The sequence below is a fragment of the Actinophytocola sp. KF-1 genome, assembly GCF_054661535.1.
Window position 1 is genome coordinate 342,495 of sequence record NZ_BAAFVK010000008.1, and the last position, 21,676, is coordinate 364,170.

A 21,676-nucleotide genomic window follows, 5' to 3' on the forward strand; every position below is an offset into this window, starting at 1 on the left:
TCACGCTCCGGCGAAGGTCGTCTCGTGGAGGTCGCAGCGCAGTGGGCGCAGCGCGGGCGCCTCGGCGTCGCTCACGACGGTGAGGTCGGCGTCGATGCCGTGGTCGGCGAAGTGCCCGGCGGCCGCCGCCGGCCCGATGTCGTCGACGGCCGAGCGCGGCAGCGTGAGCCGGAGCCGTCCCTCGTGGACGGTCGCGCGGTACCGGGCGGGCCACGGTCCGCCGGGCAGCGCCTCGACGGCCTCGACCAGCTGCCTCGGGGTGACCACGTCGGGCCCGAGGCGCAGCAGCTGGTCGGCCTTGCCGACGATCGGGCTCGTGCCGGGGATCGCGGCCACCTCGCAGGTGAGCGGCTCGTCCGGCAGGAGCCGCACGACGTCGCGGGTGTCGTACCGGAAGACGGGCGTGCAGTCGCGGTACGGGAAGAACGGGGTGATCACGACGGTGGCCAGCGCGCCGGGCCCGGCGGGCGCGCCGGTCTCCAGGTCCAGGTACTCGACGAGCCCCGTGTTGATGTCGACGTGCAGGTGGCCCTGCCGGCAGGTGCGGCCGGACACCGGCGCCACCTCGGTCATGGCGAACAGGTCCCGGACGGTCGGCGCCCCGAACGTCGCCCGCGCGGCGTCGGCGAGGCTGGGGGAGAGCACCTCGCCGCCGACGTCGATGGTGCGGAGCCGGAAGTCGGCGGGCCCCATGCCGCGCCGCCGCGCCGCCTTCTCGAGTTCCGCGAGGTAGCTCGGCACGGTGGCGAGGTGTGTCGCGCCGCCCTCGCCGAGGCTGTCGAGCGCCTCGTCCGGCGGCACGATGCCGAGCACCCGGCAGCCGGCGCCGACGAGCCGGCACACCGCGGCGTCCAGGTGCACGCTCGCGGTGGCGCGCGAGCTGACGTTGACCTGCATGACGTCGCCGGGCAGGAGTTCGCCGCGCAGCACGCCGGCCAGCGCGCCCAGCGCGGGCCAGAGATCCATCTCGTAGCGGGACAGCCAGATCTCGGCGGGCCGTCCCGTGGTGCCGGTGGTGCGGGTGGTCAGGTAGCGCGTGCTGTCGGAGCACTGGAAGTCGTCCGGCCGCTCGACCAGGTCACGCTTCACCGTCACGGGGATCGCGGCCAGCCCGGCGAGGTCGAGCCGCTCCGGCGTCACCCCGGCCGAGGCGAACCTGCGGCCGTAGAACGGTGACGTGGCCGCGAGCCGTGCCGCGGTGCGCCGCACGCCGCGGGTGGCGAAGTCCAGCCGCGCGGCCGGATCGTCGAGTGGCCCGTCGATCAGCTCCCCGGCGTCCGGGCCCGGCTCGCCGAACTCCGCGAGCGTGGCGAGGGCGTCCTCGACGAGCCGTGCGATGTTGCCGGTCTTGAGCCGCCTGCCCCACACCATGCCCATCGCCATCCGGAACTGCCGGATACCGGTCTCCAACACCTGCTTTTCCCTTCTGCAGCACAGTTCTCCCGCGGCCGCCGCGGCCCGGGCGCCGTCGTCACGACGCCACCCGGCCCGCGGCGGGATTGCTCCTACAGGGCGGCGCCCGCGCCGGCGACGAACAGCACCGCGGTCAGCGAACCGAGTGCGTAACGCGCGTGCTTGATGCTGCGAACGAGAGTCGACATCCTTGCTACCTCCCTCCGGGAAATCTGGACAGCCACCGATTCGACGTGGCCGGCAAAACGGCCGCGCCCACTATCCGCACGAGGCGTGCGAACAGCAGCCACAATCCTCGACGATGACTTTGACCGTCATGTCCGGATGCATGGAGCAGGTGATGTAGAACGTGCCGGTCTTTTCCCACCGGCCGGTGGTGTAGCGGTCGTTGATTTCGGTCAGCGCGCGTTCGTGCATCGGCAGTCCGTCGACCTCGCCGAGCAGGCCGTCCCGGCCGGGGCCGAGGATGTGCAGGAACCGCGAGTTGTTGGCGAACGTCAGCGTGTCCCCGCGGTGCACGGTGATCGAGTTGATCGTGAAGACCTCGTGGTCCATGCCGACGACGCCGCCCGGTGGCGCGGGCGGGTCGGCGCCGGCGGCGGGCAGGAACGCGCCGGCGGCGAGTAAAGGCAACGCAAAGAGAATCTTCGGAAATGCCATGTACGGCTCCCCGGTGCGCTTGTTTCGCTAATGTCCGATTTGGTGGAAGGCTCGCTGGGAAATCCCCTCGATCGTCATCGTAATACGCGTGTCCGCAATTAGTCGATGATTTCTTTTTCGGATTTCGTTGACCCATTCAATGGGCGGTATTCCGGCAATCAGCCCCGTGCCCCGCCACCATCCGGCGCAGAAAGAAACGCTGTGCGATCACGCGGACCGGCTTCGTGCACACCGCCGCGACCGCTCGGCCGCCCCGCACGAACGGTCCGTCAGACCCGCTGCAGTGCCCGCAGCAGCGCCCGGGGCCTGCCGCCGAAGCCCTCCGCCTCCATGGCCGCGAGCGCGATCCTGGGCAGCTCGCGTGCCGCCGGGAACGCGATGTACCTCGGCACCCACGTGGGGCGGAACTTCGCGTTGAACCGGTACAGGCTCTCGATCTGCCACCACCGCGACCCGAGCCGCAGCAGTGACGCCCACGCCCGTGCGACCGGGCCCGCGCCGATCCGTTCGCCGCGTTCGAGCGCGGCCCGGAAGACCGCGAAGTTCAGCGACACCCGGTGCACCCCGAGCGCCGGGCAGGCGGCCAGCAACTCGGTGATCATCAGCTCGTTCAGGCCGCCCTGCGCGGCGCGGTCGCGGCGCATCACGTCGAGCGACAGCCCGTCGGTGCCCCACGGCACGAACTGCAGCAGCCCGGCCGGTGTGCCGTCGTGTTCGGCGGTGACCAGCACGACGTCTGGATCCGACGCGGCCGCGGTGCGGCACAACGCCATCGAGAACCCGCGCTCGGGCTCCGTGCCGCGCCACGACTCCGCCAGCTCGGCGAGCAACGTCCGTTCCACTGTGGAGACCTCGGCGACGCGGCGCACGCGGACGGTGTACCCCGCGCGGCGGGCGCGGGCCGCGAGCTGGCGGACGTCCCGCATGGCGCGCCCCTCGGTGGTGAACGTCGTCGTGTCCACCACCGCCTCGTCGCCGAGCTCGAGCGCGCGCAGGCCGTGGCGGCACCACGCCGTCGCGCCGCGTTCCGAGCAGCCCAGCACGGCGGGCACCCAGCCGTGCCGCGCGCACTCGTCGAGGAACGCCGTCACCGCGCCCGGCCACGCCTCCGGGTCGCCGAGCGGGTCGCCCGACGCCAGCGCGACCCCCGCCAGCACCCGGTAGGTCACCGCCGCCTTCTCCGACGGGGAGAACACGACCGACTTGTCCGGCCGCAGCGCGAAGTACGCCAGGGAGTCGCGGTCGCCGAGCAGTGCGCGCAGCTTCGCGTCCGTGCACCGCGCGGGCGCCGGTTCCGGCGACCGCAACAGGAAGTACCCGGCGAGCACCGCCGCGGCCACCCCGCTCACCAGCCCGATCGCGGCCGTCACGTCGTCGAGGAACACCACCCGGAAGCGCACCGGCCCCGACACGCCGACGAGCGACAGCGCCGCGTGCGCGAGCCGCTCGGTCACCGGCGGATCGCCGAGCAGCCGGTGCCCGCCGAACAACAGCAGCGCGAAGTTCACGGCCATGCCGCCGACCGCGACCTGCAGGAACACCTTCGGCGCCAGCCACCGGTCCGCCGGGTCGGCCCGCGCGGTGAACTCGCGCCGGTACGCCACGAGCGCCACCAGCAGCCCGGCCGCCGCCAGCGCCGCGACGTGCGCGTGCCGGAACACCAGCTGCAGCACGGTGATCATCGCGGTCAGCAGCACGGCCAGCTGCCACGCCCGCCGCTTGCGCCTGCGCAGCCCGGTCGCCAGCATCAGCAACCCGAGCCCGCCGACCGCGGTCAGCACCGGCGCCGCCACGTGCGCCTGGTACGGCAACCCGACCCACGTCGCCAGCGACGGCCGCACCATCCGCCTGCCCGCGGGCAGCGCCACCGCGAGGATCGCGAGCAGGCCCGCGACCCGGGTGACCGTCGCGACCACCCGTACCGCCCGTCCGTCGTAGACGCTCCAGGACTTTCGCATCGCCCCGTCCCTTCGCCGCCTCAAGTGATACGCCCGGAAAGGCGAGTCCGCCACCGCGTTGTCCGAATTTCAGAGAATTCTCAGCCAATGCCGCGACAATGGCGCACGTGAGTGTGTCATTGCTGTCCGGATGGTTTCCCGTGGCCCTCCGGGCCGCCGCCGCGGTGGCCGTCCTGGTGGCCGTCGCGCGGCCCGGCAGGCGCTGGTGGACGCGCCGGGCGCCGGTCGCCGCGGCGCTCGCCGCCGGGCTCGCGGTGGCGGCCGGGATGGTCGCGGACGCCGCCCTGCGGCAGCCGGAGCCACTGCCGGACGAAGTGTGGTTCTGGGTCGGGATGGCGCTGTTCGCCCTGATGGCGGCGCTGCTGCGCGGGGCGGCGTGGCAGCGCGGGATCGCCGTGGTCGCCGCGCTGCTCGCGGTCGCCGCCGCCGCGAGCACGGTCAACGCGTTCGTCGGCTACTACCCGACGGTGGGCGTCGCGTTCGACGACCTCGCCGGCGTGCCGGTGCCCGCGCAGATCGACCGCGCGCAGCTGTCGTCGGTCGACCCGAATACCCGGCACGGTCGGGTCGTCGCGGTCGACGTCCCGGCGGATTACAGTCATTTCGCGCACCGATTGGAATACGTTTACCTACCGCCCGCGTGGTTCCGGACCGGCCGGAAAGAACATTTCCCGGCCGTCGAGATGATCGGCGCCGAGTTCGCGGAACCGGACAACTGGATACGCGTCGGCGGCGCGGTCACCGCCGCCGACGCCTACGCGGGCCGCCACCACGGCTGGGCGCCGATCCTCGTGTTCACCGACCCGTCCGGCGGCTTCGCGGTCGACACCGAGTGCGTCGACGGCCCGCACGGCAACGCCGAGACCCACCTGGTCCGCGACATCCCCGCCTACGTGACTCGTCACTTCGGCGCGCGGGCCACCGGGTGGGGCGTCGTCGGGTGGTCGATGGGCGGCACCTGCGCCGTCGACCTCGCCGTCGAGCACCCCGCGGTGTTCGCCCACTTCCTGGACATCTCCGGCGACCTCGGCCCGAACACCGGCAACCGCGCGGCCACAGTGGACAACCTGTACGGCGGCAGCGTCGCGGCGTGGGCCGCGCACGACCCGCTGACCGTCCTCGCCCACCACCCGCGGTACCCGGGCACCACCGGCCTCTTCGTCGACGGCAGCCACGAGCACCGCACGACGCTCGCCGCGCGCCTGCTGTCACGGGCGTGCGACCACGACGGCATGCGCACCGGGGTGGTCGTCCGTCCCGGCGGCCACACGTGGCAGTTCGCGGCGCGGACGTTCGCCGCGGTCCTGCCGGCGTTCGCCGCCTCGCTGGCCGGGGAACCGGCCTGAGGAACCCGGCACGGACCTCAGGGAGTTCACAGGAAGGGGGCGGACCATCGGGGGCAGGGGCCACGTCGGAAGGTGGTGACCGGCGATGATGCCGACCGCCGCGCGGGCCGGGAGCCTGCTGCTGGTCGAGGACGACCGGGTGATCGGGCGGGTCCTGTCCGCCAGCCTGCGGCGCGACGGGTACGACGTCCGGTGGCACGCGAGCGGCGCGGCCGCGGTGCGGGAGGCGGCCACGCGCGGGTTCGCGGTCGCCGTGGTGGACCTCGGGTTGCCCGACATGGACGGGATCGCGGTGTGCCACCGGGTGCGGGAGTTGCAGCCGGGGTGTCTGGTCGTGATCGTGACGGCGCGGACCGACGAGGTGGACGTGATCGTCGGGCTCGAGTCCGGGGCCGACGACTACCTCACGAAGCCGGTGCGGCTCGGTGAGCTGCGCGCCCGGATCCGGGCGCACGAGCGGCGCAGCCACGCGCCCGCCGGCGCCGCCGAGGCGGTCCGCGTCGGCGGCCTGTGCGTGGACCCGCTGGCCAGGCGGGTGTCGGTGGGTGACCGCACGGTTCCGTTGCGTGCCAAGGAGTTCGACCTCCTCGCCCGGCTGGCCCGGTCGCCCGGCACCGCGGTGAGCAGGGCGGCGTTGATGGCCGACGTGTGGGGCACGACGTGGCAGGAGAGCAAGACGCTGGACGTCCACATCGCCGCGCTGCGCAGGAAACTGGGTGCGGACGCCCCCGCGATCACGACCGTGCGCGGCTACGGGTACCGCCTGGAGCACGGGCCCGTGGGGGAGGGCTGAGCGGTGCGCGGGCGGATCGTCGCGCTCGCGGTGGCGGCCGCGGTGCTCGCCGTCGCGTTGTTCGGCGTCCCCCTGGCGGTGGCGGTCGCGCGCTACTACGTCGACGACGCGCGTGCCGCGCTCGAGCAGGCCGCCGACACCGCCTCGCTGACCGTGGCTCCCGCGTTGGTGCGGGGCGCGGCACCGCGCACCCTGCCGCGCGTCGCTGCGGGGATCTCGGTCGCGGTCTACCGCGTCGACGGTGCGCGGCTCGCGGGCGACGGACCGGTGACCGCGGGGGTCGCCGACGGGCTCGCGCCCGGGGACGTCCTGTCCGCCGACACCGGGCAGGAGATGGTGCTGCTCGCGGCGGTCGGGGACGGGCGGCGGATGGCGGGGGTGGTGCGGGTGGCCACGCCCCGGGCCGGGATCTACCGGCGGGTGGTGCTGGCGTGGCTCGCGATGGCCGGGCTCGGCGTCGTCGCGGTCGGCGGGGTGTGGCTGGTCGCACGCGGGCAGGCGCGGCGGCTGGCACGTCCGCTGGAGGACCTCTCGGCGGCCGCGGCCGAGCTGGGCGGCGGCGACTTCACCGTGCGCGCGCCGCGGTCGGGCATCGCCGAGATCGACCTGGTCGGCGGGTCGCTGGACACGACGGCCGCCCGGCTGAGCGACCTCGTCGCCAGGGAACGCGCGTTCAGCGCGGAGGCCTCGCACCAGCTGCGCACGCCGCTGGCCGGGCTGCGCCTGCAGCTGGAGGCGGCACTCGAACTGCCGGACGACGAGCTGCGACCGTCCATCCAGGACGCGCTCACCCGCGCCGACGACCTCGAGGAGACCGTGGCCGACCTGCTCGACCTGGCCCGGCACCTGCCCGCCCGCGCCGGGCTCGCACCGGTGGGGGACGTGCTCGCCCAGCTGGTCCGCGACCGGCGCGGGCTGTTCGACGACCAGCGCAGGGCGTTGCGCGTGCACGTCCCGGACCGGGTCGCGGGACGGCTGGTCGCCGCGCCCGTGCTGCGGCAGGTCGTGTCCGTGTTGCTGGACAACGCGTTGCGGCACGGGCAGGGCACGGTGACGGTCGCCGCGCGCGGGCCCGGTTCGGCGGTCGCCGTGGACGTCACCGACGAGGGACCCGGCCCGTCCGGGGACCCGTTCGCCGGGATGCGGGAGGCCGACCACGGGCTCGGGCTGCCGCTCGCGCGCAGGCTCGCCGAGGCCGAGTCGGGCAGGCTGTGGCTCGCGGTCGCGGCGCCGCCGACGTTCACCGTCGTCCTGCCCGCCACCGTGCCGGACCTGTCACGTTCGTCCTGATTAAATTCCCGGGAAATTCGCTCCGTCCACACGCGCGCCGGCGTTGTGCTGCGTCGTATGTCCGCAAGAGGCAACAGAAGAATCACGCTCGTGTCGATGATGGCCGTGGTCGCGCTCGGCGTGGCCGCGTGCGGCACCACGCCGTCCACCACGTCCGGGACCGGCGGCAGCGGGGGGTTCAACCAGGACGCCAACGTCAACGCGGGCGGCACACCGGTCAAGGGCGGGGTGCTGCGGGTGGTCGGCAACGCCGACGTCGACCACCTCGACACCGCGTCGGCCTACTACACCACCAGCTATTCGCTGGAACGCACGTTCACGCGCCAGCTGTTCAGCTATCCCGCGTCCACCGACCAGGACACCGCGGTGCAGCCCGCCCCGGACGTCGCGACGGACCTGCCGACCAAGGCCAACGGCGGCATCAGCGACGACGGGAAGACCGTCACCGTCCACCTGCGCGACGGGGTGCGGTGGAACACCACGCCCGCGCGCCCGGTCACCGCGCAGGACTTCGTGCTCGGCTTCAAACGGCTGTGCAACCCGACGCAGAACTCCGTCGGCGCGCCCGGCTACTTCGAGGACACCATTGCCGGCATGAAGGACTACTGCGCGGGTTTCGCGAAGGTGCCCCAGAACGTGGCCGCGTTCAAGGCCTACATCACCGGGCACGACATCAGCGGCATCACCGCGGCCGACGACTCGACGCTGAGGTTCACGCTCGTCAAGCCGGCCGGTGACTTCGTGAACATCCTCGCGCTGCCGTTCTCCTCGGCCGCGCCGGAGGAGTACCTGAACTACCTGCCGGACGACGCGAACTTCCGGCAGCACACGCTCTCCGACGGCCCGTACGCGATCACGAAGTACGTGCCCGGCCAGTCCTATGTGCTCGACCGCAACCCCGCGTGGCAGCAGAGCTCGGACCCGCTGCGCCACCAGTACGTCGACCAGATCCAGGTGACGCTCGGCGCCGACGAGAACGGGGTGCAGCAGCAGATCGCCGCCGGCACGCAGGACCTGGAGTGGGACACGACCGTGCCGACCGCGGACGTGCCCTCGCTGAAGGCGGCGTCCGACGCGCGCCTCGGCATCTACCCGAACTTCGACACCAACCCGTTCCTCGTGTTCAACCTGCAGAGCCCCGGCAACGGCGGCGCACTGCACAAGGTCGAGGTCCGGCGGGCGCTGGAGTACGCGGTCGACAAGGTCGCGCTCGGCCGGATCTACGGCGGTCCGTCCCTGAACACCCCGCTGGGCCAGGTCATCCCGCCCGGCAACGTCGGGTACAAGAAGATCGACCCGTACGCCACGCCCGGCAGCCGCGGCGACCCGGCCAGGTGCAAGTCGATGCTGGCGAAGGCGGGCTACCCGCACGGCCTCAAGCTCACCGACATCTACCGCACCTCCGGCAAGCACCCGGACGTGTACCAGTCGGTGCAGGCGGACTTCGCGAAGTGCGGCGTGACCGTGGTCGGCAAGCCGTCCGCCGCGTCGGACTACTACGGCAAGTACCTGTCCGACCCGGCGGCCGCGAAGTCGGGCGTGTGGGACATCTCCGAGCCCGGCTGGGTGCCCGACTGGTACGGCAACAACGCCCGCGCGATCGTCGAGCCGCTGTTCGACGGCCGCACCTACGGGCCGGGGTCGACCGACTGGGGCGACTACGACAACGACAAGGTCAACGCCGACATCGACAAGGCGCTCGCGGCCACCGACCAGAACGAGGTGGCGTCGGCACTGCACGCCGCGGACGTGCAGATCATGAAGGACGCGCCGTTCATCCCGTTCCAGGCGCAGTCGACGCCGCTGATGCGGTCGGCACGCGTCCACAACGCGATCTACTGGCCGTTCTCCGTGCAGTACGACTACACCAACGTGTGGCTCGCGACATGAGCCTCCTGTCGGTGCGGGACCTGCGGGTCTCGTTCCCCACCGCGGACGGCCTCGTGCTGGCCGTCCGCGGTGTCTCCTTCGACGTCGAACCGGGCCGGACGCTCGGCGTGGTCGGCGAGTCCGGGTCCGGCAAGACGGTGTGCACGCAGACCCTCATCGGGCTCGTGCCGGGCGCGGAGGTGCGCGGGCAGGCGTTCTTCGACGGCGAGGACCTGCTCGCCATGCCACCCGCGCGGCTGCGGGCGATCCGCGGCGCGCGGATCGCGACGGTGTTCCAGGACCCGCTGTCGAGCCTGCACCCGCTCTACCGCGTCGGCTGGCAGATCACCGAGCTGATCCGCGCGCACCGGCCGGTCACCCGGCGGGCGGCGCGGGCCAGAGCGATCGAACTCCTCGCCCTCGTCGGCATTCCGCACGCGGCCCGGCGGGTGGACGACTACCCGCACGAGTTCTCCGGCGGCATGCGGCAGCGCGTGATGATCGCGATGGCGCTGGCGCTCGAACCGGAGCTGATCATCGCCGACGAACCCACCACCGCGCTGGACGCCACCGTCCAGGCGCAGATCCTCGACCTCCTCGCCCGGCTGCGGGAACAACTCGGCACCGCGCTGATCCTGATCACCCACGACCTCGGCGTGGTCGCCGACATCGCCGACGAGGTGCTCGTGATGTACGCGGGCCGGGTGGCGGAGGCCGCGGACCGGCGCGCCACCTACTACGCGCCGCACCACCCCTACACCAAGGGCCTGCTGGAGTCGATCCCCGGCGCGGCGGGCGTTTCCGGGGTGCTGCGGCCGATCCCCGGCCTGCCGCCGAGCATGATCGCGGTGCCCGGCGGGTGCGCCTTCCACCCCCGCTGCCGCTACGCCATGCCCCGCTGCCGGACCGACCAGCCGGACCTGCGCCCGGTCGGTCCCGGGCACCGGTCCGCGTGCTGGCTGCCGGTCAGGCTGACCGGCTTCGGGGATCAGATCGAGGCCGAACGGGAGCGGGCCGCGGCGGCGGAGGCGAAGACATGAGCAGCGACATGAGCAGCGACATGAGCAGTGACGTCGTGCTGCGCCTGACGGACGTGGTGAAGCGCTTCCCGGTCCGGCGGGGCGCGGTGCCGCGCAGGCGGATCGGCGCCGTGCGGGCCGTCGACGGGGTCAGCCTCACGGTGCGCCGCGGCGAGACGCTGGGGCTGGTCGGCGAGACCGGGTGCGGGAAGTCCACGCTCGCCCGGTGCGTGCTGCGGCTGCACCCGCTGACGTCGGGCCGGGTCGAGTTCGACGGCCGCGACATCGCGGCGCTGTCCGGGCGTGCGCTGCGGCCGGTGCGCCGGGAGATCCAGATGGTGTTCCAGGACCCGTACGGCGCGCTCAACCCGCGCAGACGGGTCGGGTCGATCATCGGTGACCCGTTCGCCGTGCACGGTGTCGCCGACGGCGCGGAACGCAAACGGCGCGTGCAGGACCTGATGGCGCTCGTGGGGCTCAACCCAGAGCACTACAACCGGTTCCCCGCCGACTTCTCCGGCGGGCAGCGGCAGCGGATCGGCGTCGCGCGGGCGCTCGCGCTGCGGCCGACGCTGCTGGTGTGCGACGAACCGGTGTCCGCACTGGACGTGTCCATCCAGGCCCAGATCCTCAACCTGCTCACCGACCTGCAACACGAGCTGGGGCTCACCTACCTGTTCATCGCGCACGACCTGTCCGTGGTCGAGCACGTCAGCGACCGGGTCGCGGTGATGTACCTCGGCCGCGTGGTCGAGCTGGCGGCCGCCGCCGGGCTGTACGCGCGGCCGCGGCACCCCTACACCGCGGCACTGCTGTCCGCGGCGTCCGTGCCCGACCCCGACCGGGCCCGGGCGCGGGAACGCATCGTGCTCACCGGCGACGTGCCCTCACCCGTGGACCCGCCCACGGGCTGCCACTTCCACCCCCGCTGCCCGAAGGCGCGGCCGGTCTGCGCGCACGAGGCGCCGCCGCTGGTGGTCCGCGACGGCGACCCGCCGGGACACCTGACCGCGTGCCACTTCCCGGTGGCACCCGGGGACGACCTGACCACCGGACCCGGACTGGCGGAAGGACACGGCGATGTCCGCGATCGACCTCGGTGAGCTGGACGTCGGCACCCTGCCCGCGCGGACCGTCGAGGCGCGCGGCCCGTGGCGGCTCGCGTGGGACCGGCTGCGCCGCGACCGCGTCGCCGTCGGGTGCGCGGTGTTCATCGCGCTGCTGGTGCTGGTGGCGGTGCTGGCGAAACCGATCAGCCTCCTCGCGGGCTGGTCGCCGACCCAGCAGGACCGGGTGCACGGCATCAGCCCGGACGGCCTGCCGATGCCACCGAGCGCGCACCACTGGCTCGGCACCGACAACCTCGGCCGCGACCTGCTCGTGCGGATCGTCTACGGCAGCCAGGTCTCGCTCGCCGTCGGCGTCGGCGCCGCGGTGGTCGCGGTGCTGGCCGGCGTGCTCGTCGGGATGTGCGCCGGGTACCTCGGCCCGGCCGTGGACGCGGTGCTCGCCCGGCTCATGGACGTCGTGCTGTCGTTCCCGTTCCTGCTGTTCGCGATCGCGCTGGTGACCGTCGCCGGGCCCAGCGAGCTGATCGAGATCGCGGTGATCGCGTTCTTCTCGTGGGCCGCGGTCGGCCGCATCGTGCGCGGGCAGACCCTCGCGATCCGGGAGAAGGAGTACGTGGCGGCCGCGCGCTCGCTCGGCGCCGGGCCGTTGCGGATCATGTTCGTGGACGTGCTGCCCAACCTGGTCGCGCCGGTGATCGTGTACACGACGCTGCTCATCCCGGTGTCGATCGTGTTCGAGTCGACGCTGTCCTACCTCGGCGTCGGGATCATCCCGCCGACCCCCAGCTGGGGCAACATGATCAGCGACGCGCAGGGCTTCTACCAGGTGGCCTGGTGGTTCCTGGTGTTCCCCGGGCTCGCGCTGATCCTCACCACGCTCGCGTTCAACCTGCTCGGCGACAGCGTCCGCGACGCGCTCGACCCGCGCGGCGGGCGCTGAGGAGGTGTCCGTGGTCCGGTTCCTGATCCGCCGGGTGCTCACCGGCGTGCTGGTGGTGTGGCTCATCAGCGTCATCGTGTTCGTGTTGTTCTTCGTCGCCCCGCACGACGTGCCGCAGCTGCTGCTCGGCAAGTTCGCCGCGCAGAACCAGCAGCTGGTCGCGACCGTGACCCACCAGCTCGGCCTCGACCAGCCCGTCCTCGTCCAGTACGGGCACTTCCTGGTCCGGTTGCTGCACGGCGACCTCGGCTACTCCTACTACAGCCACCAGCCCGTCACGTCGCTGATCGCGGCGGCCTTCCCCGTCACGGCGTCGCTCGCGCTCGGCGCCGCCGTGCTGTGGCTGTTCTTCGGCGTGCTGATCGGGGTGCTGTCCGCGACGCGGCCGAGGAGCCTGCTCGACCGCGGCGCCACGTTGTTCGCGCTGGCGGGGCTGTCGTTCCCGACGTTCGTGCTCGGGCTGCTCCTGTTGTTCGTGTTCTTCTACCAGCTGCACCTGGCCGGGGTGGCGGTGTTCCCCGGCGGCGGGTACGTGCCGCTCACCACCAGCCCCGGGCAGTGGGCGCTGCACCTGGTGCTGCCGTGGGTCACCCTGGCGGTGGCCACGATGGCGGTGTACGTCCGCCTCACCCGGGGACAACTCGTCGAGGTGCTGGGCGAGGACTTCATCCGCACCGCCCGGGCCAAGGGCCTGCGGGAGAGCCGGGTGACCTACCGGCACGGGCTGCGGGCCGCGATGATCCCCGTGGTCACCCAGTTCGGCATCGACGTGGCCACCCTGCTCGGCGGCGTCATCGTCACCGAACAGGTCTTCGGCCTCAACGGCCTCGGCCGCATGTCCGTGCAGGCCGTCACCAACGCCGACGAACCGGTGATCATCGCCGTCGTGCTCCTCGCCGCCGTGTTCGTGGTGGCGGCCAACATCGTCGTCGACCTGCTCTACGCCGTGCTCGACCCGCGCATCCGCCTGTCCTGAACCACGCTGCCGCGTCGGGGGAGCGGTTCGTCGCACTCATGGTGAGGCTCGTCCCGTGTCCCTGGACTGTGTGGTCCAGCGGCAGGTGGGGAGGTGATCAAGGAGGTAGCCTGGGCCGGTGAGCAGGCCGGAGGGCACACCGGACACGCGGAGGCTGACGCCGCGTGGCGCCGCCACCCGCGCGCGCATCGTGGCGGCCGCCATCGAACTGATGTACGTGAAGGGCGTGAACGCGACCACGCTGGACGACGTCCGCGCCGCGAGCAACACCAGCAAGTCGCAGCTCTACAACCACTTCGCGGACAAGGAGCAGCTGGTCCGCGCCGTCGTGGCGGAGCGCGCGGCGCAGGTCCTCGAGCGCGAACGCGGGTCCCTGCAACGGCTGAAGTCCTTCCAGGGGCTGGTCCGGTGGCGCAACGCCCTCGTGCGGCGCAACGCACTCCAGCACGGCGCGTACGGCTGCGCGCTCGGGTCGCTGGCCGGCGAGCTGGCCGACCAGGACGAGGAGGCCCGCAGGACGCTCGCCGAGTCGTTCGCGGAGTGGGAGGCCCTGCTCGCCGCCGGCCTGCGCCGGATGCGGGACGGCGGGGTCCTCAAGCAGGACGCTGATCCCGGGAAGCTCGCCACCGGTCTCATGGCCGCCCTGCAGGGCGGGTACCTCCTCGCCGAGACCGCGCGCGACATCGCTCCCATGGAAATCGCCCTCGACATGGCGCTCGACCACGTGAGGTCGTTCCTCATCGCCTGACCGCGTGGCGGCCTCGTCGCCGCCCGCCCGTGCACAACTGAACCACAGGGTCCATTCCAGGGGAGGAGAGCAGTGCGGACCGAGCTCGACCGGATCCGGGCGGAGATCGTCGGCCATCCGTCCAACGCCTGGGCGCGCGACCTCGGTTACGAGCCGGTCTACTCCGCCGCGCCCGCCGCCCGGGTCGCGCTCATCGGGCAGGCGCCCGGCAGGCGGGCGCAGGAGAGCGGGGTGCCCTGGAACGACGCCAGCGGTGTGAAGCTGCGTGGCTGGCTCGGTGTCGACGACGAGCAGTTCTACGACCCGAACCTGTTCGCGATCCTCCCGATGGACTTCTACTACCCCGGCAAGGCCGCCGCCGGTGACCTCCCGCCGCGCAAGGACTTCGCCGGCCGGTGGCACGAACGGATCCTCGGCGAGCTGCCGGACATCGCCCTCACGATCCTGGTCGGTGGGTACGCCCAGAAGTACTACCTGGGGAAGCGGGCGAAGCCGAGCCTGACCGAGACCGTCCGCGCCTACGCGGAGTACCTGCCGTCCACGATCCCGCTGGTGCACCCGTCGCCGATGAACTTCCGCTGGCAGTCCAGGAACCCCTGGTTCGAGGCGGAGGTCGTGCCCGTGCTGCGGTCGCTGGTCGCCAAGGCGATCACCGCCTAGTTGTCCCGGCTGTCGCATTTGACATCGGCGCCGACGGCGAGTGTTATGGACTAAAGAGTCCATTCCTGCGGAGTCGCGGGGGACGCGGGACCGATCAGGGCGAGGTGTCCACATGAGAGCGATCGTGGTGACGGACCCGGCCGGCGGGACGGCCGGGACGACGTTGGCGGACCGGCCCCGTCCGGCTGCCGCGATCAACGACGTCATCGTCGAGGTGCGCGCGTCGGGATACGTGCCGACCGAGGTGGAGTGGCCCTCGACGTGGACCGATCGCGCGGGCCGTGACCGGACGCCGTCGATCCTCGGGCACGAGCTGGCCGGCGTGGTCAGTGCCCTGGGCTATGGCACGACGGGGCTGTCGGTGGGTCAGCGGGTCTTCGGCCTCACGGACTGGCATCGCGACGGCACCCTGGCGGAGTACGCGGCCGTCGAGGCGCGCAACCTCGCGCCGCTGCCGGGCGACGTCGACTTCGCGGTGGGCGCGAGCCTGCCGATCTCGGGCCTCACCGCGTGGCAGGGGTTGTTCGACCACGGCCACCTCCGGGCGGGGCAGAGCGTCCTCGCCCACGGCGCCGCCGGTGCGGTCGGGGCGATGGTGACGCAGCTCGCCCGTGAGTTCGGCGCCCACGTCATCGGCACCGGCCGCGCCGCGGACCGCGAGAAGGCGCTCGACTTCGGCGCGCACGAGTTCGTCGACCTCGAGAACGACTCCCTCGACGACGTCGGCGAGGTCGATCTGGTCTTCGACGTCATCGGCGGCGACATCCAGAAACGGTCCGCCGCCCTCGTCCGGGCAGGGGGCACACTGGTGTCGGTCACCGGGCCGGCCGAGGCGCGGCCCGCGGCCGGGCAGGCGATCGACTTCGTCGTCGAGTCCGACCGTGCCCAGCTGGGTGAGATCGTCCAGCGGGTGCGGGACGGACGGTTGCGGCCGAACATCGACACCGTCGCGACCCTCGACGACGCGGTCGCCGCGCTCAACCCGGCGGAGCGGCGCAAGGGGAAGACGATTATCCGGATGCGTCCGTGAGGGACTCGCTGGGTTGACTCCTGGCGGAGCGGTCCCTGCGCCGCCAGGAGTCCTCGTCGAACCGCTCCGGTCCGGAACGCTCAGTATCCCCAGATGTTGAGCCACGGGAAATCGTCGCAGGTGCCTTCGATGCAGACCTTGATGTCGGCGTTGTGGTTGCCGTTGCGGTCGTAGAAGACGTATTCGACGGGACCGTTGTTGGCGGTGCAGTCGATGCCCTGGGTGCTCACGATACCGGCGTCACGGAATTTGACCTGCGCGCACTTTCCGTCCTCGCGACGGTCGCCGATGGTGCCGCGGTAAACGCCGTCGGCGTTGCAGGCCCCCGCGACGTTGGCTTCCCTGGCGACGAGGTTGCCACCCACGTTCTGGTCGATCTGACCGGCGATGCCCGCGCCTGCGCACGTCGCATGGGCTGCCGGGAGCACCGAGGCGGGCCCGAGGACCACGGCCAGCGACGCGGTCAGTACCAGCGCGAGTACCACTGCTAATCGGATACGGATGGCTTTCACGGTTCCTCCACTCGCACAACGGACAAGAAACCGACTATAAGCGTCCACAATCGACGGTTAGCGCAGAACGCGGATTTCGGGTATCACCCGCGTGGGGGACGGCGATTGCGGCATTGCGGCGCTCGATCGATCGTGAACACGGCCGAATGGGTGTACCGCCTGCTCGCTGTTCGGCGGGTGCGCGCATTGTTCGGGGTAGAATGATCACTGTCGGATGCCCGCGCGCTCATTACGGCAACGGCGGGGATGAATTGCCGCTGCCGGGTCAGGTGTCCTGGTCTGGATGGCGCAACGGCGGTTTTCCCGCCCCCCGAACAGGCGATATGACCTGCTTTGTCCGTTACTCGTCGTGACTTTCGACCACACGGACGGCGGCTGGGCGCTCTCTCGGTCGCGACGTAACCTTTCGTCGGTCGCCTGGGAAATTTCTTGACACCCGCGACACCCGGTCGAATTCTCACGTCATCGGCCGGGGGACCGTTCGGTCCGCATTCCCCTGCGTTCAGTGACCACAAAGGACCCAACACATGAGACGTACCAGAACGGCGCGTGTGTGCGCTGCTGTCGTTCTCGCTGCCGGGCTCACCGTCGCCGGACTCACCTCCGCCGGCGCTGCGGAGAAGCTCGCGCCGACCTCACCGGTGACGGCGCCGAAGATCACGCAGGCCATGTCCGACGCCATGCAGCGCGACCTCGGGCTGTCCGCGGCCGGGGTGAAGACCCGGCTGATCCAGGAGGAGAAGGCCCGCGGCACCGAGAAGAACGCGCGGGCGGCCCTGGGCGCGGCCTACGCGGGCAGTTGGTTCGACGCGGCGTCCGGCACGCTTGTCGTGCAGACCACCGATCGGGCCAAGGCTTCCGGGCTGGGCAAGGGCGTCACCGTCCGGGTCGTGTCGCACAGCCGGGCGGAGCTCGACGCGGTGAAGACCCGCATCGACCGGTTCGCGGGCAAGGCCGCGCCGTCGGCGATCAACGGCTGGGTCGTCGACGACAAGACCAACAGCGTGGTCGTGGCGGTGAACGCCAAGAAGCTCGACGCGGAAGCGAAGGCGTTCCTGGCGTCGGTGCGCGCCATGCACCCGTCGGTGCGCGTGGTCGAGGAGAACGACTCGCCGCGCACCTACGCCGACGTCGTGGGCGGCTGGCCATACTGGATCAACTACGCGGGCCGCTGCTCGGTCGGGTTCGCAGTGTACGGCGGCTTCGTCAGCGCCGGCCACTGCGGCACGCCGGGCAGCACGGCGACCGACGGCAACGGCGCGCTGCTGGGCACCTTCGCGGGCTCACAGTTCCCCGGCAACGACTTCTCGTACATCAGCGCCGCCGGTGGGGTGAACCTGTGGGGCTACGTCGAGGGCTACAACGGCTACTGGTACTACGTGTACGGCTCGGCGCAGGTCCCGGCGGGCTCGGGCATCTGCCGGTCCGGCTCCACCACCGGCATGTGGTGCGGCACCCTGCTCAGCCGCGGCTGGACGGTCAACTACCCGCAGGGCACCGTCTACAACCTGACGCGCACCAATGTGTGCGCCGAACCCGGTGACTCCGGCGGCTCGTGGCTGAGCGCGAACCAGGCGCAGGGTGTCACCTCGGGCGGCTCGGGCAACTGCTCCTCCGGCGGCACGACCTTCTACCAGGAGATCAACCCGATCCTGGCCACCTACGGGCTGACACTGATCACCAGCCCGTGACGTTCACGTCCTTCCTGGCGGCTCCGGAACTCCCCGGGGCCGCCAGGAGCGTGCCGTGATCGCCACGGCACCCTCTCACCGGGGAGGGCGCCGTCAGGGGCCGAGGTGGAGATGGGCCGCCCACGTGTGCGGGTTGCGCGGGTATCTCTGTCGCATGTGGACCGTCGCGCGGTGGACGGCGGTGGCCACGGCGTCGGGGCGGGCGGCGAGGTCGCGGTAGATGGCTCTGGCCAGCTGTTCGGCGAGGTCGTCGGCGATCGGCCACAGCGTGCCGACCACGTGCCGGTAGCCGGCCAGCTGGAACGCCGACGACAGGTGGATCGCCTCGTCCACCAGTGCGCCGCCGCTGGCGGTCTCGCAGGCCGACAGGTACGCCATCCGCGCGCCGGTCACCCGGATGGCGTTCAGGTCGAGCACGGAGAGCAGCCCGTCGTGCAGTGCGAGGGCGCTCGCGGACGGGTCCGCGAACTCGGAGCCTGCGTGGCAGGCGAAGTGGGCGACCCCGGCCCGGGGGAGCGCGGTCAGCACGGCGTCCCGGGTCGCGGCCGGACCGATGAGGGTCGTGGCCCGGCCGGGGGCCGTGGCGGCGACCATGGCCGCCTCGGCTTCGGCGTTGGGCAGCGGCCGCATGCCCTCGACGTCCGGGACGGCGATCGCCAGCACCTCGGCGGCGCCGGGACCGGCGGGCCGGGCGTGTGCGGCGGCCAGCGCGCGCAGCGTCGAGACGGTCGAGGACACCACGAGATCCGGCACACCGTGGTGGCGTCCGGTGGCGTCGTACGCGCCTGCCGCGTGCAGCGGCAGCACGGTGAGCGGTCCGGTCGGCAGCCACCACAGCCGCGGCAGTGCCCTCGAACCGGACAGCAGGTCCAACGACGACAGCACGGGCCGGGCGATCACGTCCCAGAGCCACGTCAGGACGGCGCGGAGGTCGGCGGCCGAGCCGGTGCCGCCCGTGCGGGTGGCGTCGATCAGCTGGTTGGCGCGCGTGCCGGCCTCCGCGCGGCGCAGGTCGGGTAGCGGGCACACCTCGACGTCCCCCGCCGCGCTCAGGACCAGGGCGTCGCAGCGGTGCCTGCCGAGGTTCACCGCGACCACGGGACCGGCGGCGGCCAGCGAGGAGAGCGCAGGCGGGGCGAGGAAGTCCGCCATGTCCGGCCGGGTCCGGATCTCCGCGACCAGGGCGTCCAGCTCGGCGGCGAGGCGGTGCCGCGCGTCGCCGCTCAACCCCGTGCCCGGCCGGGTCCCGGCAGGCGTGTCCAGCGCGTCGCGCAGGTCGGCGAACCGGCGGGCCAGGTCCGGCTCGCTGTCCCGCAGAGCAGCCAGCTCGCCGGGCAGGTCCAGGCTCCGGCCGAGCAGCACACCCCGGCCCTGCTCGAGCAGCCGCAGCGCACCCGCCGGGTCGCCCAGCTCGATCGCGACCGCGGCGGCGTCGCACCCCAGCCCGGTCATCTCGGCCAGCACGCGCTGCTGGTCGGCACGCGCCTGGTGGCGGCCCGCGAGCAGCGGCAGTGCCTCGACCGCGGTCCGGTAACCGTCCGCGGCCTCGGCCCACCGCCCGCTGTCCGCGGCCAGCTGGGCGTAGCGTGCGGCCGCCCCGGCACGGTCGGACACCGGCGCCGTCGCGATCGCCGCGGCGGCACGGAAGCACTCCACCGCCCGCGCGAGGTCCTCCGCGCCGCCGTCGCGCCGGTGGCGCTCGTTCAGGACGTTGCCGAGGTTGCGCAGGTAGGCGGCGCGGTTGAGGTGATCGGCCGGGGTCGCGCGCACCGCGGCGTCCGCGTCCGCGACCGCGTCGTCGAGGGCGCCGCCGGTGAGCTCGGCGTGGGCCGAGCGGGCGATGGCCAGGTTGGACAGGAACATGTGCCGGTCGCCGTGTCCCTCCGGGGTGGCCCGTACGGCCTCCTCGAACGCGGCGACGGCCGCCGCCAGGTCGGCCACGTCGCCGAGCGCGTCGTACCGCGTCCGCAGGAACACGCCCAGGTTCGACAGCCGGAGCGGACGGTTCGGGTGCCCGGCGGGGGTGGCCTCGACGGCCTGCCGGGCAAGGTCGCCGCCCTCGGCCAGGTCACCGGGGGCACCGAGCGCGAGGTACCGCAGCGACAGGGCGGCCGCCAGGTTGCCCAGCAGGTCGGGCCGGTTGGCCCGGCCCTCGGCGGTGACGGCCAGGGCGGCGCGCCAGGCGCCGACCGCCTCGTCGAGGTCGCCGCGCGCACCGCCGACCTCGAACCGCTGCTGCAGGGCCCCGGCCAGGCTGCTCAGGACGAGGGCGCGGTCCGGGTCGTCCGCCGGGATCCCGGCGACCGCGTCCCGGGCGACCTCGACCGCGCGGTCGAGGTCGGCCCGCTCACCACGCAGCCGGTACCGGTCGAGCAACGCCTTGGCGAGGGTGTTGTGCCACGCGGGCCGGTCGGCCGGGTTCGCGACGGGGTTCCCGGCGGCCGCGGTCGCCGCCACCACCGCCTCGTCCAGGTCCTCCGCGGACCCCGCGCGGTCGTGCCGGGTCAGCAGCGCCGACGCCAGGTGGTCCAGCGCGACCGCCTCGTGCGGGTGGCCGGCGGGCAGCTCCCGCACGACCGCCCTGCTCACGTCGACACCCGCGTTCAGGTCGGCGATGTCACCGACGTGGTCGTAGCGGACGCGCCGCACGAGCGCGAGGTTGTGCAGCATGTCGAGCCGCTGCGGATCGCCGGGCGCCATCGTGTCGACGGCCTCCTGCGCCAGCATGACCGCCCGGTCGAGGCTCGCCGTGTCGCCGGACGCCTCGAACCGGCGCAGCCACATCAGCGCGAGGTTCGACACTGTGCGGGGGCGCAGCCGGTCCGCCACCGCGTCGGCCCCGTCCTGGGCCACGGTCAACGCCTCGTCCAGGTCGGCCAGCGCGTGCGTGCGCTCGTGCCTGGTCAGCAGGACCACCGCGAGGTTGTTCTGGAACTCACCGCGGTTGGCGTTCCCTGCCGGTGTCAGCGCGACGACGCGGCGGGCCAGCGCGACGACCGTGTCCAGGTCGTCGAGGGAGCCGGTGCGCTGGAAGCGGAGCTGGTACGCGGTGGCCAGCGCGTTGACGCGGTACGCGTGGTCGATGTGCCCGTCCTCGGTGAGCGCCACCGCGTCCTTCGCCGTCGCGACCGCTTCGTCGAGGTCCGCCGGGTCACCCGTGGACCGGTACCGCAACTGGAGGGCGACGCTCACGTTGGACAGCCAGCTCGGCAGCTCCGGGTGGTCGGCGGGGGCGCCGTCGGCGGCGTGCCGGAACGCCTCGACCGCGTCCGACAGGGCGTCGAGGTCACCGGTATGCCTGGCCTCGGCCAACCGGTCCCGGCCGTACTGCCCGACCTCTTCCCGGCTCGGGCGCCCTGGCTCCTGCCCGGTGGCGAACTCGCGCCGCACCTCGTCGGGCACCTGGCCCGGATCCACCTCGTGGACGCGGGCGAACAGGTCGACCGCGAGGTAGAGATCGGTCCCCGCCTGCTCCTCCGGTGCGACCATCGCGCGGTACCAGTGCGTCCACCCGAGCGCGTGCGCGACCCGGAGATCGTGGTGGGCCACCGGGAGGAGCCGCGCGGTCAGCGCGGCCGTCCGCTCGTCCAGCAGGATCGCCGCGTCCGAGGTGACCACGAACCGCTCGAGCCGGTCGACGAGCTCCGCGAGCTCGGGGATCTCCCGCATCACCGAACCAGACCTTCCTGGCCCCTGGCCGG

17 protein-coding genes are annotated in these 21,676 nt (G+C 72.7%); 12 read left to right on the forward strand and 5 right to left on the reverse strand.

All coding sequences use genetic code 11. The features are described from left to right. From ACYQ77_RS25560 to ACYQ77_RS25570, 3 genes are all read right to left on the reverse strand, one after another. Positions 1-1,413: a phenylacetate--CoA ligase family protein gene (locus ACYQ77_RS25560; protein ID WP_459715533.1), complete on the reverse strand. Its 1,413-nt coding sequence runs from the start codon at positions 1,411-1,413 to the stop codon at positions 1-3. Between the two features lie 258 nt (positions 1,414-1,671). After that, positions 1,672-2,073, reverse strand: a complete 402-nt coding sequence (locus ACYQ77_RS25565) for a cupredoxin domain-containing protein (RefSeq protein ID WP_459715535.1) — start codon at positions 2,071-2,073, stop codon at positions 1,672-1,674. 269 nt (positions 2,074-2,342) lie between these two features. Beyond that, positions 2,343-4,031, reverse strand: coding sequence for a GNAT family N-acetyltransferase (locus ACYQ77_RS25570; protein ID WP_459715537.1), 1,689 nt, complete (start codon positions 4,029-4,031; stop codon positions 2,343-2,345). A gap of 107 nt (positions 4,032-4,138) precedes the next feature. On the opposite strand from ACYQ77_RS25570, the gene ACYQ77_RS25575 reads away from it, so the two are divergent. The 11 genes from ACYQ77_RS25575 to ACYQ77_RS25625 all read left to right on the forward strand — a co-directional run bounded on the left by ACYQ77_RS25575 (position 4,139) and on the right by ACYQ77_RS25625 (position 15,772). Further along, positions 4,139-5,377 (forward strand): alpha/beta hydrolase, encoded by a 1,239-nt coding sequence (locus ACYQ77_RS25575; protein ID WP_459715540.1) that lies wholly within the window; start codon positions 4,139-4,141, stop codon positions 5,375-5,377. 85 nt (positions 5,378-5,462) lie between these two features. Next, complete coding sequence (locus ACYQ77_RS25580) at positions 5,463-6,170, forward strand: response regulator transcription factor (protein WP_459715543.1); 708 nt, start codon at positions 5,463-5,465, stop codon at positions 6,168-6,170. 3 nt (positions 6,171-6,173) lie between these two features. Then, positions 6,174-7,460 (forward strand): HAMP domain-containing sensor histidine kinase, encoded by a 1,287-nt coding sequence (locus ACYQ77_RS25585; protein ID WP_459715546.1) that lies wholly within the window; start codon positions 6,174-6,176, stop codon positions 7,458-7,460. A 57-nt stretch (positions 7,461-7,517) separates the two neighbouring features. Next, entirely contained in the window at positions 7,518-9,350 is a 1,833-nt protein-coding gene (locus ACYQ77_RS25590) for an ABC transporter substrate-binding protein (protein WP_459715549.1), read from the forward strand. Beyond that, positions 9,347-10,369 carry an ABC transporter ATP-binding protein gene (locus tag ACYQ77_RS25595; protein WP_459715551.1) on the forward strand — a complete coding sequence of 341 codons (1,023 nt, stop codon included), beginning with the start codon at positions 9,347-9,349 and terminating at the stop codon, positions 10,367-10,369. Before ACYQ77_RS25590 ends, ACYQ77_RS25595 begins: the two co-directional genes overlap by 4 nt. After that, positions 10,366-11,451 carry an ABC transporter ATP-binding protein gene (locus ACYQ77_RS25600; RefSeq protein ID WP_459715554.1) on the forward strand — a complete coding sequence of 362 codons (1,086 nt, stop codon included), beginning with the start codon at positions 10,366-10,368 and terminating at the stop codon, positions 11,449-11,451. The genes ACYQ77_RS25595 and ACYQ77_RS25600 overlap by 4 nt, the downstream gene beginning before the upstream one ends. Continuing rightward, positions 11,429-12,358 (forward strand): ABC transporter permease, encoded by a 930-nt coding sequence (locus tag ACYQ77_RS25605; protein ID WP_459715556.1) that lies wholly within the window; start codon positions 11,429-11,431, stop codon positions 12,356-12,358. Before ACYQ77_RS25600 ends, ACYQ77_RS25605 begins: the two co-directional genes overlap by 23 nt. Before the next feature lie 10 nt (positions 12,359-12,368). Further along, positions 12,369-13,334, forward strand: coding sequence for an ABC transporter permease (locus tag ACYQ77_RS25610; RefSeq protein ID WP_459715558.1), 966 nt, complete (start codon positions 12,369-12,371; stop codon positions 13,332-13,334). Positions 13,335-13,452: 118 nt separating this feature from the next. Further along, positions 13,453-14,082 carry a TetR/AcrR family transcriptional regulator gene (locus ACYQ77_RS25615; RefSeq protein ID WP_459715560.1) on the forward strand — a complete coding sequence of 210 codons (630 nt, stop codon included), beginning with the start codon at positions 13,453-13,455 and terminating at the stop codon, positions 14,080-14,082. Positions 14,083-14,154: 72 nt separating this feature from the next. Further along, positions 14,155-14,742 carry a uracil-DNA glycosylase family protein gene (locus ACYQ77_RS25620; RefSeq protein ID WP_459715563.1) on the forward strand — a complete coding sequence of 196 codons (588 nt, stop codon included), beginning with the start codon at positions 14,155-14,157 and terminating at the stop codon, positions 14,740-14,742. A gap of 112 nt (positions 14,743-14,854) precedes the next feature. Further along, positions 14,855-15,772, forward strand: coding sequence for an NADP-dependent oxidoreductase (locus ACYQ77_RS25625; RefSeq protein WP_459715565.1), 918 nt, complete (start codon positions 14,855-14,857; stop codon positions 15,770-15,772). Positions 15,773-15,852: 80 nt separating this feature from the next. Here the strand turns inward: ACYQ77_RS25625 and ACYQ77_RS25630 are convergent, their stop codons facing one another. Beyond that, positions 15,853-16,284: a hypothetical protein gene (locus tag ACYQ77_RS25630; RefSeq protein ID WP_459715567.1), complete on the reverse strand. Its 432-nt coding sequence runs from the start codon at positions 16,282-16,284 to the stop codon at positions 15,853-15,855. Positions 16,285-16,811: 527 nt separating this feature from the next. Here ACYQ77_RS25630 and ACYQ77_RS25635 point away from each other — a divergent pair. Beyond that, a complete protein-coding gene (locus ACYQ77_RS25635) occupies positions 16,812-17,975 on the forward strand; it encodes a S1 family peptidase (protein ID WP_459715569.1) in 1,164 nt (387 codons plus the stop codon). A 93-nt stretch (positions 17,976-18,068) separates the two neighbouring features. On the opposite strand, the gene ACYQ77_RS25640 is transcribed toward ACYQ77_RS25635, so the two are convergent. Further along, positions 18,069-21,644 (reverse strand): CHAT domain-containing protein, encoded by a 3,576-nt coding sequence (locus tag ACYQ77_RS25640; protein WP_459715572.1) that lies wholly within the window; start codon positions 21,642-21,644, stop codon positions 18,069-18,071. Positions 21,645-21,676: the final 32 nt, after the last annotated feature.

Excerpts from the sequence above, each read along its gene's own strand:
- ACYQ77_RS25605 (WP_459715556.1), top strand. The coding sequence starts at position 11,429 with ATGTCCGCGATCGACCTCGGTGAGCTGGACGTCGGCACCCTGCCCGCG.
- ACYQ77_RS25640 (WP_459715572.1), bottom strand. The coding sequence starts at position 21,644 with ATGCGGGAGATCCCCGAGCTCGCGGAGCTCGTCGACCGGCTCGAGCGG.
- ACYQ77_RS25625 (WP_459715565.1), top strand. The coding sequence starts at position 14,855 with ATGAGAGCGATCGTGGTGACGGACCCGGCCGGCGGGACGGCCGGGACG.
- ACYQ77_RS25570 (WP_459715537.1), bottom strand. The coding sequence starts at position 4,031 with ATGCGAAAGTCCTGGAGCGTCTACGACGGACGGGCGGTACGGGTGGTC.
- ACYQ77_RS25600 (WP_459715554.1), top strand. The coding sequence starts at position 10,366 with ATGAGCAGCGACATGAGCAGCGACATGAGCAGTGACGTCGTGCTGCGC.
- ACYQ77_RS25565 (WP_459715535.1), bottom strand. The coding sequence starts at position 2,073 with ATGGCATTTCCGAAGATTCTCTTTGCGTTGCCTTTACTCGCCGCCGGC.
- ACYQ77_RS25635 (WP_459715569.1), top strand. The coding sequence starts at position 16,812 with ATGAGACGTACCAGAACGGCGCGTGTGTGCGCTGCTGTCGTTCTCGCT.
- ACYQ77_RS25590 (WP_459715549.1), top strand. The coding sequence starts at position 7,518 with ATGTCCGCAAGAGGCAACAGAAGAATCACGCTCGTGTCGATGATGGCC.
- ACYQ77_RS25580 (WP_459715543.1), top strand. The coding sequence starts at position 5,463 with ATGATGCCGACCGCCGCGCGGGCCGGGAGCCTGCTGCTGGTCGAGGAC.
- ACYQ77_RS25595 (WP_459715551.1), top strand. The coding sequence starts at position 9,347 with ATGAGCCTCCTGTCGGTGCGGGACCTGCGGGTCTCGTTCCCCACCGCG.